This is a genomic window from Agrobacterium tumefaciens (assembly GCF_013337285.1).
In the GTDB taxonomy this organism is placed as follows: Bacteria; Pseudomonadota; Alphaproteobacteria; order Rhizobiales; family Rhizobiaceae; genus Agrobacterium; species Agrobacterium burrii.
Window position 1 is genome coordinate 546289 of the sequence record NZ_SUPW01000001.1, and the last position, 15450, is coordinate 561738.

12 protein-coding genes and 1 other annotated feature are annotated in these 15450 nt (G+C 59.4%); of the genes, 5 read left to right on the forward strand and 7 right to left on the reverse strand.

The annotated features are described in order from the left end of the window. Positions 1-12: 12 nt before the first annotated feature. Positions 13-1056, reverse strand: coding sequence for a serine hydrolase domain-containing protein (locus tag FCH38_RS02645; protein WP_174372749.1), 1044 nt, complete (start codon positions 1054-1056; stop codon positions 13-15). A gap of 172 nt (positions 1057-1228) precedes the next feature. Between FCH38_RS02645 and hemB the strand changes: the two genes are divergently transcribed. From hemB to FCH38_RS02665, 4 genes are all read left to right on the forward strand, one after another. Next, the gene (gene hemB / locus FCH38_RS02650) at positions 1229-2242 is read left to right on the forward strand and encodes a porphobilinogen synthase (protein WP_174372750.1); all 1014 of its coding nucleotides are present in this window, start codon (positions 1229-1231) and stop codon (positions 2240-2242) included. 99 nt (positions 2243-2341) lie between these two features. Then, on the forward strand, positions 2342-2800 hold the full coding sequence (locus FCH38_RS02655; protein WP_052818583.1) for an RDD family protein: 459 nt from the start codon (positions 2342-2344) through the stop codon (positions 2798-2800). A 178-nt stretch (positions 2801-2978) separates the two neighbouring features. After that, positions 2979-3737, forward strand: coding sequence for an arginyltransferase (locus tag FCH38_RS02660; RefSeq protein ID WP_153513536.1), 759 nt, complete (start codon positions 2979-2981; stop codon positions 3735-3737). 59 nt (positions 3738-3796) lie between these two features. Further along, positions 3797-4039: an AbrB/MazE/SpoVT family DNA-binding domain-containing protein gene (locus FCH38_RS02665; protein WP_149897885.1), complete on the forward strand. Its 243-nt coding sequence runs from the start codon at positions 3797-3799 to the stop codon at positions 4037-4039. 71 nt (positions 4040-4110) lie between these two features. Here FCH38_RS02665 and parC read toward each other — a convergent pair whose 3' ends face one another. After that, the gene (gene parC, locus FCH38_RS02670) at positions 4111-6363 is read right to left on the reverse strand and encodes a DNA topoisomerase IV subunit A (protein ID WP_174372751.1); all 2253 of its coding nucleotides are present in this window, start codon (positions 6361-6363) and stop codon (positions 4111-4113) included. Between the two features lie 229 nt (positions 6364-6592). Here parC and FCH38_RS02675 point away from each other — a divergent pair, with 229 nt between their 5' ends. Next, entirely contained in the window at positions 6593-7783 is a 1191-nt protein-coding gene (locus tag FCH38_RS02675; RefSeq protein ID WP_153513534.1) for a hypothetical protein, read from the forward strand. 40 nt (positions 7784-7823) lie between these two features. Here FCH38_RS02675 and FCH38_RS02680 read toward each other — a convergent pair whose 3' ends face one another. From FCH38_RS02680 to aspS, 5 genes are all read right to left on the reverse strand, one after another. Then, positions 7824-9305 (reverse strand): SulP family inorganic anion transporter, encoded by a 1482-nt coding sequence (locus FCH38_RS02680; protein ID WP_174372752.1) that lies wholly within the window; start codon positions 9303-9305, stop codon positions 7824-7826. Then, positions 9302-9505 carry a hypothetical protein gene (locus tag FCH38_RS02685; protein WP_174372753.1) on the reverse strand — a complete coding sequence of 68 codons (204 nt, stop codon included), beginning with the start codon at positions 9503-9505 and terminating at the stop codon, positions 9302-9304. Before FCH38_RS02685 ends, FCH38_RS02680 begins: the two co-directional genes overlap by 4 nt. Further along, positions 9382-9437: a sequence feature (sul1 is cis-regulatory element that is thought to sense ions involved in sulfur or methionine metabolism; They are found in Alphaproteobacteria), on the reverse strand. It overlaps the preceding gene by 56 nt. 10 nt (positions 9506-9515) lie before the next feature. Next, positions 9516-11621 carry a methyl-accepting chemotaxis protein gene (locus FCH38_RS02690; protein ID WP_174372754.1) on the reverse strand — a complete coding sequence of 702 codons (2106 nt, stop codon included), beginning with the start codon at positions 11619-11621 and terminating at the stop codon, positions 9516-9518. A gap of 320 nt (positions 11622-11941) precedes the next feature. Next, positions 11942-13387: a cell envelope integrity protein CreD gene (gene creD, locus FCH38_RS02695; protein WP_174372755.1), complete on the reverse strand. Its 1446-nt coding sequence runs from the start codon at positions 13385-13387 to the stop codon at positions 11942-11944. A gap of 254 nt (positions 13388-13641) precedes the next feature. Beyond that, the gene (aspS, locus tag FCH38_RS02700) at positions 13642-15429 is read right to left on the reverse strand and encodes an aspartate--tRNA ligase (protein WP_174372756.1); all 1788 of its coding nucleotides are present in this window, start codon (positions 15427-15429) and stop codon (positions 13642-13644) included. Between the last annotated feature and the right edge of the window lie 21 nt (positions 15430-15450).

The following is a 15450-nucleotide window of genomic DNA, read 5'->3' on the forward strand; positions in this document are numbered from 1 at the left end:
CGCCTTGTTTCCTCAGAAGGCCAGGGCGATCCGCACCAGCAGGCGATAGGCAAGACTGCGCGGCACCATTTGGTTGACAGTCCCGGCGATGTAGAGATCGCGGTCCGGCACATAAAACAGCATGGCCCCGAAGACGCCGGAATGGCCGATCATGGCGGGGACGGGAAAGAAAGGCGACTGCCAGCGCGGAATGCTGAACCGCATGACACCGATGCCATAGGAAAGAGGCACCAATGGCGAGAAGATCGAGCGCCATTGTGCCGTCATCCCCGCGAGGCTGGTTTTGGAAAACAACTCACCCCCAACAAAAGCGCGCAGAAACCGGATCTGGTCCCGCATGGTCGAGACGATGGCGCCTTCGGCGGCAAACGAGGCTAGAGCCCTGGGAGTATGCAGAGGCGTGTTTCGACACATAACCGCCGTGACATCGCTATAACGATCAAGCGTCGCAGGCGTGAAGAGCCAGGTGTCTTCCAGCGCCAACGGCTGAAAGATACGGTTACGGAGCGCATTTTCATAAGAACAACCGGCCAGAATTTCAACGATGCGCCCGAGCAGCATATAGTTGGTGTCGCTGTAGAATGCCTTTCTGGGCGTGGAGGGCGCAAAGTGAGCCTTCATGGAGCGGGAAATGGACAGAAGTTCCTCGAAACTCCAGCCCCTGTCTGCCTTGAGCAGATCGGCAAGGACCGTGCCTCCGTCCGGCCGCTTGTCCTCGAAATAGTCCGGGATGCCGGAGGTATGGGCCAGAAGTTCACCGATTGTGACCTGCGATCCGAAATCACGTCCATCGTAAATATTAAGGCCAGCCATCGTCTCGCATCCGAGCAGGTCCGAGGCGCGGGCATCCAGCGTGAGCTTATGCTCCTCGCACAGCTGGACGATCAAAGCTGCCGTGAACAACTTGGTGATGCTGGCGATGAAATAAGGTCGATGCGCTTCGCCGTGCCGCCAGGAAAAACCGGTGGACGGCTGCTCGACAGTCAGGGAAAGTCCGGCGGCACCGGGCGGAAAGACATATCCGGCCGCGATCCGCTCAAGCTTCGGCGTTTGCATCTATCACTCCTACTGGCCTGTTCCGTGCAGGCTTGCACAATCGACCGTGTCAACTCCTGGTAACGCCGCACTATTCCCCAACACCATTGCAGGAAAATTGTCGCATTCGCATCGTGCGCCCTCCGTGTTATGGAGCTTTCCAGAATGGGCGGGATACGAAGGATATTCTTACATGCAGGACAAAACGCATCTGGTCGACGAGATTACCGGCCATCGACGCATGCGGCGCAATCGCAAGGCGGACTGGACGCGCCGTCTGGTGCAGGAGAACCGCCTGACCGTCGACGATCTCATCTGGCCAGTGTTCATCGTGCCGGGCAGCAATATCCTCGATCCCATTCCGGCGATGCCCGGCGTCAACCGGATGAGTATCGACCGGCTTGTGGAAGCGGCGAAGGAAGCCGCCGATCTCGGCATCCCGGCAATCGCCACCTTTCCGAATATCGAGATGGAGCTGCGTGACGAGACCGGCTCGAATGCGCTGGAGGCCAATAACCTCATCAATCAGGCGACGATCGCGGTCAAAAAAGCCGTTCCAAATATCGGTATGATCACCGATGTCGCGCTCGACCCTTTCACCAGCCACGGGCATGACGGCATTTTGCGCGGCGACGAGATCGTCAATGACGAGACGGTCGATCAGGTCGTCAGGGCGGCGATCCTGCAGGCGGATGCCGGCTCCGACATTATTTCTCCGTCGGAAATGATGGATGGCCGCATCGGCGCTATCCGTCGCGGTCTCGATGCAGCCGGGCATCAGAATGTCGGCATCATGGCTTATGCGACGAAATTCGCCTCCGGTTATTATGGCCCCTATCGCGAGGCCATTTCCACGGCGGGGCTGCTGAAGGGCGACAAGAACAGCTATTACATCAGCCCTGCCAACGGCATGGAGGCGATCCGCGATGCGGCGCTCGACGTTGAGGAAGGGGCTGACATGCTGATGGTCAAACCCGGCCTGCCCTATCTCGACATCTGCTGGCGGCTGAAGGAGAATTTCGGGCTGCCGACTTTCGCTTATCAGGTGTCAGGCGAATATACCCAGATCAAGGCGGCGGCCATGAATGGCTGGATCGACGGCGAGCGGGTGATGATGGAAACGCTTCTCTGTTTCAAGCGTGCAGGCTGCGACGGCATCTTGAGCTATTTCGCCATCGAGGCTGCACGCAAGCTCGCAAAGGGCTGACGGCCACGTCTTATTGTATTCGGTCGTTTTCTTCCCATATTGTCTGCTGACACGGCATATATGCCGAGCTGTCAGACCTTCTTTAGGAGAAAACGACCGATGAGCCTCGACCAGAACCCCACCTATGCCGCACCGGACGACTGGCGCGCCTATAGCGGCGTCCTGAGCCGGCGCGTCTTCGCGTTCCTGATCGACTACGCGATCGTTCTGCTTCTGTGCATCCCGGCTGCGGTCATCGTTTTTTTTCTCGGCGTGATTACCTTCGGCCTTGGCTGGTTTCTCTTCCCGGCGCTGTTCGTCATCGTCGCGGTGCTTTATTTCGGCATATCACTCGGCGGTCCCTCGCAGGCCACACCCGGCATGCGGGCGATGGGCATCGCGATGGCGCGCATGGACGGGCGGCGAATCGATTTTCTGTTGGCGACCGTGCACATCGTGCTGTTCTGGGTCATCAACTCGGTTTTGACCCCTTTGATTCTTCTGGCAGGCCTGTTTACCGAGCGCTCGCGCCTCGTTCACGACTTCCTGCTCGGCACCGTCATGGTCAGAACACGCTGATATCGAGGAAAGCCACGAAAACGTGGCTTTCAAAGGCGGTAAATACCTCATCCCGCAGTTGACGTTTTCCGTCATTTTGCCATTCTGTGACATTATGCTTGTCGCTTGAAGCGCCGCCGCCAACCCCGTGAAATCGCGGCTCGCTTTCATAACAGACGCAGGAGGCGATCACGGTTCCATGAACACGCAGGCGACGCCCTCTCCTCAATTCTATCTTACGGCACCGGCCACCTGTCCCTATCTGCCGAACCAGATGGAGCGGAAGGTTTTTACGCATCTGGTTGGCCCGCGCGCGTCTGATATGAACGACCTTCTGACTCAGGGCGGCTTCAGGCGTTCGCAAAACATCGCCTATCGCCCGGCCTGCGAAAACTGCCGCGCCTGCGTTTCCGTGCGTATCCTGACCGAACAGTTCCAGCCGACAAAATCGATGCGGCGCGTTCTCGCCATCAACAGGGATGTCGTGGCAACCGTCCACGCCGCCGAGCCTTCTACCGAGCAGTTCTCCCTGTTCCGCCGTTATCTCGACCACCGCCACCAGTCGGGCGGCATGTCCGATATGTCGGCGCTGGACTATGCGATCATGGTCGAAGACACGCATGTGAACACACGCATCATCGAATATCGCCTGCGCGAACCCGGCTCCGGCATCGACGCCAGCAAACGCGGCGAATTGCTGGCCGTGGCGCTCAGCGACGTGATGAGCGACGGGCTGTCGATGGTCTATTCGTTCTTCAACCCCGACCTCGAAAAACGCTCGCTCGGCACCTTCATGATCATCGACCACATCACCCGCACCCGCGCACTCGGCCTGCCGCATGTGTATCTCGGCTACTGGGTCGATGGCTCGGACAAGATGGGCTACAAGACCAGATACCATCCGCAGGAACACCTGACGCCGCGCGGGTGGGAGGTTTATTCTCCTAAAGAAGAATAAGAATTCGCCAAACAGTCAAATTCATCCGATAAACTCCATTTAAACTTGGAGTACTTCATATGAAAGCAACCATTTTCGAGATCGGCGAAGCCGCAGGTATTATTATCCCCAAGGACATGCTTGAACGGCTTGGCTGGAAGATCGGCGACGTTCTCAATCTACGAATCGATGGCAATGTGCTTGACGTGCGATCCGCCAGTGGTGTGGATGAGGCGACAGATGATTTTGATCGTCAGCTTGAACATGCGCGGAGCGCGATGCGCAAGTACCACGTCGCCTTGAAAACGCTCGCAAAATCATAAAATTCGCTTGGTTTGACCACCAAACAAATACGATAGAAAACGTCCCGGCGGTGCCGGGAACGTCAATCACATCACCCGCCAAATTTCCCGCTCCGCGGAAAGCCCTTCGGCACGGTGCGGCCAACGGTGGCGCGGTCGGCCAGCCATTCGCGCAATTCTTCGCCGACCTTGTTGAACAGACGTCCGGCCGTGTCGGACCAGCTCAAGCCTTCGGCCAGCGCGAAGCACTTCACATCCACCACGCCGCCATCCTTGTAACGCTGCAGGCGCACGCCCTTGCCGCGCGACATTTCCGGCACCTGCGACAGCGGGAAAGCCAAAAGCTTGCGGTTTTCGCCGACGACGGCGACATGGTCGCCGGTCACCGGCACGGCAAGCTTGGCTTCGTCAGGCATGGCGACATTCATGATCTGCTTGCCCTTGCGGGTGTTGGCGATCATTTCGCTTTCGGCGACGATGAAGCCGTTGCCGCCGGTGGAGACCAGTAGCAGCTTGCGCGATGGATCGTGAACGAAGGCCGTCAGGATATCCTGATCATTCTCCATATCGACCATAATGCGGATCGGCTCGCCATGGCCACGTCCACCCGGCAGCTTGTCTGCGCCGAGCGTATAGGCCTTGCCGCCGGTGGTCAGAAGCAGCAGCTTGTCGGTCGTCTGCGCCGGGAAGGCGAGCTTCGGACCGTCGCCTTCCTTGAAGGTCAGGGCGGACGTGTCGGACATGTGCCCCTTCAGCGCCCTGATCCAGCCCTTCTGCGAGATGACGATGGTGACCGGTTCCTTCTCGATCATCGACTGATGGATAGCATCGATATCGGCATCCGGTGCATCGGCGAATTGCGTGCGACGACGGCCGATCTCGGTTGCCTTGGCGTATTTCTTTTTGACCTCGCCGATTTCCCAGGCGACGGTCTGCCACTGCTTGTCATCGGAGGCGAGCAGTCCTTCGATTTCAGCCTTCTCGCTGCTGAGGTCGTCGTGTTCCTTGCGGATTTCGAATTCCTCGAGCTTGCGCAGGTTGCGCAGCCGCATATTGAGGATGGCTTCGGCCTGATTGTCGGTGAGCGACCACCTGGCCATCATCACCTGTTTCGGCTCATCCTCCTCGCGGATGATGCGGATCATTTCATCCAGATTGAGATAGGCGACCAGCAGGCCGCCCAGAATCTCGAGCCTGCGGTCGATGGCGGCCAGACGGTGACGGGAGCGGCGGACCAGCACGTCCTTGCGGTGCGCCAGCCATTCGCTCAGCACCTCGTTCAGCGCCATCACCTTCGGCACCTTGCCAAGCGACAACACGTTCATGTTGAGCGGCAGGCGGCTTTCGAGGTCGGACAGGCGGAACAGCGATTCCATCAGCAGCGTCGCATCGACGGTGCGGTTCTTCGGCACCAGCACGATACGCACGTCTTCGGCGGATTCGTCGCGGACATCCTCCAGCAGCGGCAGCTTGCGGGCGAGCAAGAGCTCGGCGATCTTTTCGATCAGCCGCGATTTCTGCACCTGGAAGGGAATTTCGGTGATGACGATCTGGTAACCGCCGCGGCCGAGATCTTCCGTTTCCCATTTGGCGCGCACGCGAAAACCGCCACGCCCCGTCTTATAGGCCTCGAGAATATTCTCGCGGCTTTCGATGATGATGCCACCGGTCGGCAGGTCCGGGCCGGGAATGAACTCCACCAGCTTCTCAACCGTCGCATCGGGGTGCTTGATGAGATGAAGTGCGGCGTCGCAAAGTTCATGGGCATTGTGCGGCGGGATCGATGTCGCCATGCCGACGGCGATGCCGGAGGCCCCGTTTGCCAGAAGGTTCGGGAAAGCGCCCGGCAGGACGACCGGTTCCTCGTCTTCCTCGTTATAGGTGGCGCGGAAATCCACCGCGTCCTCGCCGATGCCTTCCAGCAGCAGCGCCGCCACATCGGTCATGCGCGCTTCGGTATAACGATAGGCGGCGGCGCCGTCGCCATCGATGTTGCCGAAATTGCCCTGCCCGTCGACGATCGGATAGCGCTGGGAGAAATCCTGCGCGAGGCGCACCAGCGCATCATAGACCGACTGGTCGCCATGCGGGTGGAACTTACCGATCACGTCACCGACGATACGGGCGCATTTCTTGAAGGCCGAGTTGGGGCGGATGCCCATCTCGCTCATGGCGTGGATAATGCGGCGATGCACCGGCTTCAGGCCGTCGCGCACATCCGGCAGCGCACGATGCATGATCGTGGACAGGGCGTAAGCGAGGTAGCGCTCTTCAAGCGCCGCCTTCAAATCGACCGGATGAATGTTATCGTCTCCGCCTGACGGAGGTACAAGATTTTTTCCCATGGTGCTTGACTAGCGGAAATGCCGGAACCCGGCAAGAAATTCAGGGGTCTGCGCTGTGGATGAAAGCAACTCTTTCATGCGTTTTTTTGTTAACCGCGTTGTAAATGCCGCAATGCCGCCGTCATGCGAATCGATCTAAATTCTGTAGACCTTTGAATAATCGTGAATATAAGTATCACCATTAGCATTCTGACACGGTGCACATCCGTACGTTGAGGGAAGAAACATCATGAGATTGAAATCCACCCGGCAGGTTCTTTTTGCGAGTGCCGCGCTTCTTGTGCTTTCAGCGCCGGCTTTCGCGCTGGATGGCGGGGATGTGCTGAAGAAGATCAATGCGGCCTATGCCGCCCAGGGCGGCGAGATCGCCGCTGGCTCGGTTGCCGTCAACGGCTCCACCGTGACGCTGAATGACGTCACCTTCAACGCGGCCGCCGATCCGGCCAAGAAGTTTCCGGTCGGCAATGTCACGCTCGAAGGCGTCGAGGAAAACAACGGCGGCTACAAGATCAAGAACGCCCGTTTCGACAATATCGACTACAAACAGGAAAAAGTGGAGATCAAGGCGAGCGACATCTACATGTCCGGCCTCGTCATTCCCGCCGATGCGACCACGGGCACCGTGGATGCGCTGATGTTCTATGACGAAGCGCATAGCGGTCCGGTTTCCGTTTCCGTCGACGGCAAGCAGGCTTTCTCGCTCGAGGAAAGCACCGCTACGATGTCCGTCAGCGACGACAAGGCCTCGATCGGTTTCGAACTCGACGCCTCCGGCTTCAAGGCTGATCTTAGCGAAGTCACCGACCCGGCTACCAAGGACGCGATCGAGAAGCTCGAACTCAAGGCCCTTTCCGGCGACATGACCATGAGCGGCAGCTGGGAAGTGGCTTCCGGCACCGTCGATGTCGAGGAATACGCCATCGACCTCACCGATGTCGGTCGTCTCAACATGTCGTTCGGCTTCTCCGGCTACACGCTCGCTTTCATCAAGTCGATGCAGGAGACGGTGAAGGCTCAGGCAGCCAACCCGAACAAGGAACAGGCCGACCAAGCGGCAAGCCTTGCCATGCTCGGCCTGATGCAGCAGCTTTCCTTCGTCAATGCCGAGATCAGCTTCGAAGACGCCAGCATCACCAAGCGCGCCATCGATTACGCTGCCAGCCAGCAGGGCATGACGGGCGACCAGCTTGCCCAGACCATCAAGGGCATGGCTCCCATCATGATGGCCTCGCTCAACGTTCCGGAATTGCAGAACATGGTGTCGGCAGCGATCAACACCTATATCGACAATCCGAAGAACTTCTCGATCACCGCAGAGCCGGAAAAGCCGGTTCCGTTCCCGATGATCATGGGCGCTGCGATGGGCGCGCCGAACACCCTGCCGAAAATGCTCGGCGTGACGGTGACGGCAAACGAATAGGACGACAAAGCCCCGGTTTAAAACCGGGGCTTTTTTCTACTCAGTGCAACGGGGCCGCCGACGCATCCTGCTTGTCGTGCAGGGCGAAGCGGTCGATCATATGGGCGCTCGCCTCATTGACGCCGATGACCTCGACCCGTTTGCCGGTCTTGCGGAACTTCAGGACCACCTTGTCCAAAGCTCCGACCGCCGAAATATCCCAAAGATGCGCCTCGGTGACATCGATCGTTACCGCCTCCACCTCTTCAGCGAAATCGAAAGCGGCGATGAAGCTCTCCGTCGAGGCGAAGAATATCTGGCCATCGACGCGGTAGATGCGCTCCCGGCCGTCGGCTGAAAGCTCCGGGCGGACATGGAAAAGCTTTGAGACCTTGCCCGCGAAAAACACGCCGGAGAGAAGCACGCCTGCCAGCACGCCTTTGGCCAGGTCATGCGTCGCCAGCACGGTGCCGACCGTTACCAGCATAACGATGCTTGACGATGGCGGATTGCGGCTAAGATCGAGGATCGAGCGCCACGAGAAGGTGCCGATGGACACCATGATCATGACAGCCACCAGAGCCGCCATTGGAATGATGCGCACGAGATCATCAAGCACCAGAATGAGGAACAACAGGAAAGCGCCCGCCACGAAGGTGGACAGGCGGCCCCTGCCCCCGGAGCGGACATTGATGACGGACTGGCCGATCATGGCGCAGCCGCCCATGCCGCCGATCAGCGCCGACGCGATGTTGCTCGTCCCCTGTCCGATGCATTCCTGGCTCTTGTTGCTGCCCGTATCCGTCATGTCATCGACGATCTGGGCCGTCAGCAGCGATTCCAGCAGGCCGACGGCGGCCAGTGCGACGGAATAGGGAAAGATGATCTGCAACGTTTCGAAGGTCAACGGCACCTGCGGCAGGGCGAAGATCGGCAGCGTCGAGGGCAGTTCGCCGAGATCGCCGACGGTGCGGATATCCATGCCGGAAAAAACCGCTACGCAGGTCAAAACGACGATGGCGACCAGCGGTGACGGGATGATTTTCGTGACCAGCGGAAAGAGATAGATGATCGCAAGGCCGGCTGCGATCATGACATAGGTTTCGACCGGTACGCCGATCAGTTCGGGCAATTGCGCCATGAAGATCAGGATCGCCAGCGCATTGACGAAACCGGTCATCACCGAGCGCGAGACGAAGCGCATCACCCGGCCAAGTCTCGCAAATCCCGCCACGATTTGCAGCACGCCCATGAGGATGGTGGCGGCAAAGAGATATTGCAGGCCATGCTCCTTGACGAGCGTGACCATCAAGACGGCCGTTGCGGCGGTGGCCGCGGAAATCATGCCCGGCCGCCCGCCAGTGAAGGCGGAAACACAGGCGATGGCGAAGGAGGCAAACAGCCCCACTTTCGGATCGACACCGGCGATGACGGAAAAGCCGATTGCTTCGGGAATGAGGGCGAGTGCGACGACGATGCCGGAAAGCACATCGCCGCGAATATTGGAAAACCACTCACGTCTGTAAGTCTGAAATCTGTTCATTTGATTTTTTTCGCAAAGAATGACGCACCGGCCGGAGCCATGTCCGGTAGATCGAAAAACGAATGTCGGTGCTTTGCGTTGTCTGGCGGATCGGCGGCCAGAAGAGCCACCCGGGATTTCACCGGGTCCGTGGTGAGTAATCCACCTATAAACGGCAAAAAAGCGGGCGGCAAGTTGCGCGCCCGCTTTTCGATGCCCACGAATAAGGCGTCAGGCCGCTTCGCGCAGACCATACCCCTGCATATCCATATCGCTTAACCGGAACTGCTGGACTAGTTCCTTGAGACGGGTGGTCTCGCCCGCCAGCATGGCGCTGGCGGCATTGTTTTCCTCGACCATGGCGGCGTTCTGCTGCGTGCCCTGATCCAGATGGTTGACAGTGGTGTTGATCTCGGAAAGCCCGAGCGACTGCTCCCTCGTCGCGACGGCGATGGCTTCGATATGGCCGTTGATCGTCTTCACCGAGCCGCCGATGCGCGACAGCGCCGCGCCGGTTTCCCGCACGAAACGCGCACCGTCCTTCACCTCGGTGCTGGAGTTGCGGATCAGCACCTTGATCTCGGCCGCCGCTTTTGCAGAGCGCTGGGCCAGTTCGCGCACTTCCTGGGCGACGACGGCGAAACCGCGTCCCGCCTGACCGGCGCGGGCAGCCTCGACACCAGCGTTCAGCGCGAGAAGGTTGGTCTGAAAGGCGATCTCATCGATGACGCTGATAATGCTGCCGATCTTGCCGGATGACTGCTCGATCTTTTCCATGGCCATGATGGTGTCGACGACGAGATCGGCCGTGCGGCTGGCATCCTCATCGGCAGAATGGGCGACCGTGCGGGCTTCCACCGCACGCTCCGCCGAAATGCGGATATTCGCGGTCAGCTCATCGAGAGCGGCGGCGGTTTCTTCCAGCGAGGCGGCCTGCTGCTCGGTGCGGCGGGCAAGATCGGCAGCGCTCTGGCTGATCTCCTGGCTGCCGCCGTCGATCGCCACGCTCGATTGCACGACGCCGGACATGGCGGCATCCAGCTGGCGGATAGTGCGGTTGAGATCGTGGCGCAGCGTCTCGAAATCCGGAGCAAACGGCTCGTTCAACTCGAAGGAGAGATCACCGGCGGCGAGGCGGTGCAGCGCTGCCGCAAGGCCGCTTGTCGCCTGCATCAACCGCGCCTGTGCCTCGACCTCTGCCTCGCGCTGGAACAGGGCCTTTTCGTCTTCGGCCTGTTGCCGGGCCGCAAAAGTCTGGTTCTCCAGTTCAATCTTGGCGATGGCGGCCTGCCGGAAAATTTCCAGCGCCTGCGCCATGGCGCCAAATTCATCCTTACGACGCAGGCCGGGAACGGCAAATTCGGTTTCACCGTCGGCAAGGCGACGCATCGCGCCGGTGATCAAAGTCGCGGGGCGGGTTATCGAACGGCCGATGAAATAGACCCCGGCAAAAAGGATCACGACGGTCAGGGCGATGAGGGCGACGACGATCGAAACCGTGGTCTCCGCCGCTTTTTTGTTTTCGAGCGCGCTGGCCTGCCGCTCCTGCCGATAGGCCGAGGAAATATCAGCGACAACGGGAAGCAGCGTATTGTAGGCGGAGGCGACCGTTTCGCGCGCCTTTTGCTCCTCCAGCACGGCCTGCGCATAAAATCGGAAGGCGGCGGTGTAGATCTCCAGAGCATCCATGATGCGCTGGCGTTCCGCACCCGGCCGGTATTCCAGCTTCACCAGCGCCTTGAAGGTTTCCACCTCGGCGGCGTGTTTCGTCGCATAGGTTTCATCGCGCCGCAGGATGAAATCCTTTTCATGCCGACGCATCATCAACATGCTGGCGCGGATTTCGGCATTGGCGACGGCATCGATGAGTTTTTCGATGGAATGCACGCCATTGCGCATCGCGCCTTCAAGGCCGTCCGTGGGGGTGAGGCCAAGCTCGTGGTTTTTGGAAACCAGCGCCTTCATGCGGGTGCCATAGGTCACCGCGCCCTGCCCCAGGGCATCAAGCTTCATGCGGGTCTGCGAGGTGGCGCTGCCTTCGAGAGAAGCGACCGACTGCTGGACCTTCTCCATTGTCTGGTCGAACTGCGCGACGGAATTCATATCCCTGGAAAGCAGAAAATCGCGCTGGTGCAGGCGGCTTTCATGCAGCGTGTCCACCAGCGTCGTCAGGACCCCGTCCCTCTCTATCAGCGTGTCTTCGGCAACGCGATGACGCGCCTCCATTTCCCTCTGCCACAACAGCATGCCCGCGATGACGGCGATGCCGCAAAGCGCAGCCAGCGCCAGCATGGACACGCGATGCGCTATCTTGAACGTCGAAACCAGCGAAAACATTCAACCCTCGTTTGTGAAAACTCATGGGGGATAAATGGGGGGGCAAGACTTAAGAACTCCTCTACCGGATTTGTCAGTTTGATTAAGTTTTTGTGACAATCCACAGGCCGCATGGGAGCGCGATATGCGATGCCTGATGCATCCCGGAAACCGCGATGCCGGCACTCCTGCCGCAACGATGGGGCCACAAAGGGCGGCGCGCCAGCGCCGCCTTCGCCGCAGGGCTCGACACCCGCTTTTCGTCCCAGAAGCCAAGCTGGCTAAGGAAAAGCAGAGATTTGCAACGACCCAGATCGGCCTCCGTTGGCCGGGTGCGGAGCCTATATCGTGCTGCTCACGGGCTGCCGTGCGCCGGATGCATTAGCTCCGTACCAGTCCACCCGGCGGGTGGCGAACATGGTGGCGGCAATGGCGATGAAGGAAATCACCGCGCCGGCCACCAGCGCATATTCGTCTTCATTCAGAACCAGATACATGACACCATAGGAAACCGCCAGAACGGTAAACAGCGCCACACCATTCTTACGACTATTGGTTGTGCTTCCGAGATAAAAGGCAATCAGTGCCGCCGTCGATAGCGAGGCCGCGGCATAGGCGATGGTGAAGCCGGTATGCTCCGCGAGCGCCAGCAGCAGCACGTAAAAAACGATCAGCGCGAGCCCGGTCAACACGTACTGTATCCAGTGCACGCTGCTGCCGCCCCTGAGTTCGACGATAAAGACGGCAAGAAAGACCAGCGAGATGAAGCCTATCGAATATTTCAGCGTGCGTGCGATGATCTGGTAGAACTTCACGGGCTCGACGAGGTTGATCGTCATCAGGCTGTTCGTCAGCGGCAGGCGCGAACCCTCCGCTACCCGGTCTATGCCCCTTGCGAGATAGGGGATTGTCCAATTGGCCGTGAAATCCGAGGCGGTGACGGTCTTTTCCTCCGGCAGGAACAGGCCTTCAAAACCGGGATGCGGCCAGTTGGCCTTTGCCGACAAACGCGTGGTCTGGCCAGCGGGCGCAACGGCAAAGCTGCCGGAACCGTTCAGCGAGAAGGCTATATCGAAGTCGAAGCCTTTTGCGACAAGGTCTCTTTCAATCGATCTGTGCACGCCTGCATCGGATCTGATAGACGGATCCTGACCGGTACGGGGCGCTATTACCGAGATATCACGCATGCCGGGATCGAACGGCAACACCGGACCGCCATCAATCCTGACACCGGCGCTCGACCTTATACCGGTAATGTCCTGTATGCTGAGGACCAAAATGGCGCTGTCCAGACGCGGCGTGCCGGAGAAACGGGCGAGATCCTGAAGGATGCCGGCACCGAAACGGCCATTCAGGACAAGGTTGCCACTATAGACGGGCAGGCTGTAGATCGACAGCCGCTTCTCCTCGGTCTTCAGATCGGCCACGACATCAAGCGTTTCCGGCATGACCAGCACCCATTCCGTCGTGCGGTCGACGATGCTCTGGCCATTCACCTCGCGGCGGCGGTCAACATCGAAAGGCACGGCAAGATAGGGGCCGTTCACCACCTGATCGCCACCCCAGCCGCTGGCGATACGGCCTGAAACGTCCTCCGCCCGCGAGGCCCGCTCTTCTGTCAGCGCCCAGACAAGAAGGAGCGGCACGAGCAGAACCATCGATATGAAACCGATCATCAGGAACTTTGCGCCCGGCGACCGCAGGCTGACGGCGAGGCCATTGCGCGGCGGGGCTGGAGGTATCTGCCCACCCACCGGGGCAAGGTCTTTTTCCGTTTCATGTGCCATTCTGAAATCCTTCTAAATATGATCGCGCCGAAACCGAAAGCGAAGTTCGGCCGGCGCTGTCCCAAGTTTAAAACCCCTGATAGTCTTGCGTTCCCAAAATGGGCGCGAATCTATACTGGGATCGGATTTCGGCTGATTACGCTCGGAATTCCGTTAAACTCGCGGTAAAATTGTGACTTTGCCGAGGTCGTTGCAAAAACAGAAAGGGCCGGCGTTGCAGCCAGCCCCTTTGTTCAAAACCCTTATGGGGCAGATCAGTCTTTCTTGGACGGAACCACGCGCAGAGCCAGTTCGCGAAGCTGCGTCGGCGTTGCCGGCGACGGGGCATTCATCAGGAGGTCCTGCGCCTGCTGGTTCATCGGGAACAGCGTGATTTCGCGCAGGTTCTTGGCGCCGACCAGCAACATGACCACACGGTCGATGCCGAATGCGCAACCGCCATGCGGAGGTGCGCCGTACTGGAAGGCACGATAGAGACCGCCGAAGCGCTCTTCCACGTCGGTCTGCGAGAGACCGACCTTTTCGAAGGCCTTGACCATCAACTCGGGCGACTGGTTGCGGATCGAGCCGGAGGCGATTTCGAAGCCGTTGCAGACGGCGTCATACTGGAACGCCTTGATGGACAGCGGATCCTGGCCCTCCAGCGCTTCCATGCCGCCCTGCGGCATGGAGAAGGGGTTGTGGGCGAAGTCGACCTTCTTTTCTTCGTCGTTATATTCGAAGAAGGGGAAATCGACGATCCAGCACATTTCGAACCGGTCGCGGTCGATCAGGTTCAGCTCGTCGGCGGCGCGGGTGCGCGCCTCGCCGGCGAACTTGTAGAACTTGGCGGGATCGCCGGCGACAAAGAAGCAGGCATCACCTGCCTCAAGACCGAGCTGTTGGCGCAGCGCCTCGGTGCGTTCCTCGCCGATGTTCTTGGCGAGCGGACCGGAGCCACCGATCTTGCCGTCCTCTTCCTTCCAGAAGATGTAGCCGAGGCCCGGCTGGCCCTGAGACTGCGCCCATGCGTTCATGCGATCGCAGAAAGCGCGCGAACCGCCGGTCTTGGCCGGGATCGCCCAAACCTGAACCTTGGGGTTGGAAGCGATCATATTCGCGAAGACCTTGAAGCCCGAACCATCGAAATGTTCGGTCACGGCTTCCATGACGATCGGGTTGCGCAGATCAGGCTTGTCGGAACCATATTTGCGGATCGATTCGTCATAGGGAATGCGCGGCCATTGTTTCGTCACCGGCTTGCCTTCGGCAAACTGTTCGAACACGGCCGTCATCATCGGCTCCATCGTGGTCCAAACATCTTCCTGGGTCACGAAGCTCATTTCAACGTCGAGCTGGTAGAATTCACCCGGCAGACGGTCGGCACGCGGGTCTTCATCGCGGAAGCAGGGCGCGATCTGGAAGTAGCGGTCGAAACCGGCCACCATCAGAAGCTGCTTGTACTGCTGCGGCGCCTGCGGCAGCGCGAAGAACTGGCCTTCGTGGATGCGCGAGGGAACGAGGAAGTCGCGTGCGCCTTCCGGCGAGGATGCGGTGAGGATCGGCGTCGTATATTCGGCAAAGCCCAGATCGCCCATGCCCTTGCGCATGGAAGAGATGATCTGCGTGCGGCGAACGATGTTCTTGTGCAGCGTCTCGCGGCGCAGGTCGAGGAAGCGATATTTCAGGCGAACGTCTTCAGGATATTCCGGCTCACCGAACACCGGCAGCGGCAATTCCTTGGCAACACCGAGAACTTCGATCTCCTGCGCGTAAAGCTCGATTTCGCCGGTCGCCATGCCCTTGTTGATGGTGTCTTCCGAACGGGCCTTGACGAGGCCGTCGATGCGGATCACCCATTCGCCGCGCACCGTCTCGGCAACCTTGAAGGCCGGGCTATCAGGATCGGCCACCACCTGGGTGATGCCGTAATGGTCGCGAAGGTCGATGAACAGAACGCCGCCATGATCTCGCACGCGATGAACCCAACCGGAAAGGCGAACGGTTTCGCCGACGTCGGACTTGCGGAGAGCGGCACAGGTGTGGCTGCGGTAACGATGCATTTTTATATCCTGGAACGTGTC

What these genes read in the sequence shown, in the direction of transcription:
- FCH38_RS02645 (WP_174372749.1), bottom strand. Translation starts at nt 1,056, where the DNA reads ATGCAAACGCCGAAGCTTGAGCGGATCGCGGCCGGATATGTCTTTCCG.
- hemB (WP_174372750.1), top strand. Translation starts at nt 1,229, where the DNA reads ATGCAGGACAAAACGCATCTGGTCGACGAGATTACCGGCCATCGACGC.
- FCH38_RS02655 (WP_052818583.1), top strand. Translation starts at nt 2,342, where the DNA reads ATGAGCCTCGACCAGAACCCCACCTATGCCGCACCGGACGACTGGCGC.
- FCH38_RS02660 (WP_153513536.1), top strand. Translation starts at nt 2,979, where the DNA reads ATGAACACGCAGGCGACGCCCTCTCCTCAATTCTATCTTACGGCACCG.
- FCH38_RS02665 (WP_149897885.1), top strand. Translation starts at nt 3,797, where the DNA reads ATGAAAGCAACCATTTTCGAGATCGGCGAAGCCGCAGGTATTATTATC.
- parC (WP_174372751.1), bottom strand. Translation starts at nt 6,363, where the DNA reads ATGGGAAAAAATCTTGTACCTCCGTCAGGCGGAGACGATAACATTCAT.
- FCH38_RS02675 (WP_153513534.1), top strand. Translation starts at nt 6,593, where the DNA reads ATGAGATTGAAATCCACCCGGCAGGTTCTTTTTGCGAGTGCCGCGCTT.
- FCH38_RS02680 (WP_174372752.1), bottom strand. Translation starts at nt 9,305, where the DNA reads ATGAACAGATTTCAGACTTACAGACGTGAGTGGTTTTCCAATATTCGC.
- FCH38_RS02690 (WP_174372754.1), bottom strand. Translation starts at nt 11,621, where the DNA reads ATGTTTTCGCTGGTTTCGACGTTCAAGATAGCGCATCGCGTGTCCATG.
- creD (WP_174372755.1), bottom strand. Translation starts at nt 13,387, where the DNA reads ATGGCACATGAAACGGAAAAAGACCTTGCCCCGGTGGGTGGGCAGATA.
- aspS (WP_174372756.1), bottom strand. Translation starts at nt 15,429, where the DNA reads ATGCATCGTTACCGCAGCCACACCTGTGCCGCTCTCCGCAAGTCCGAC.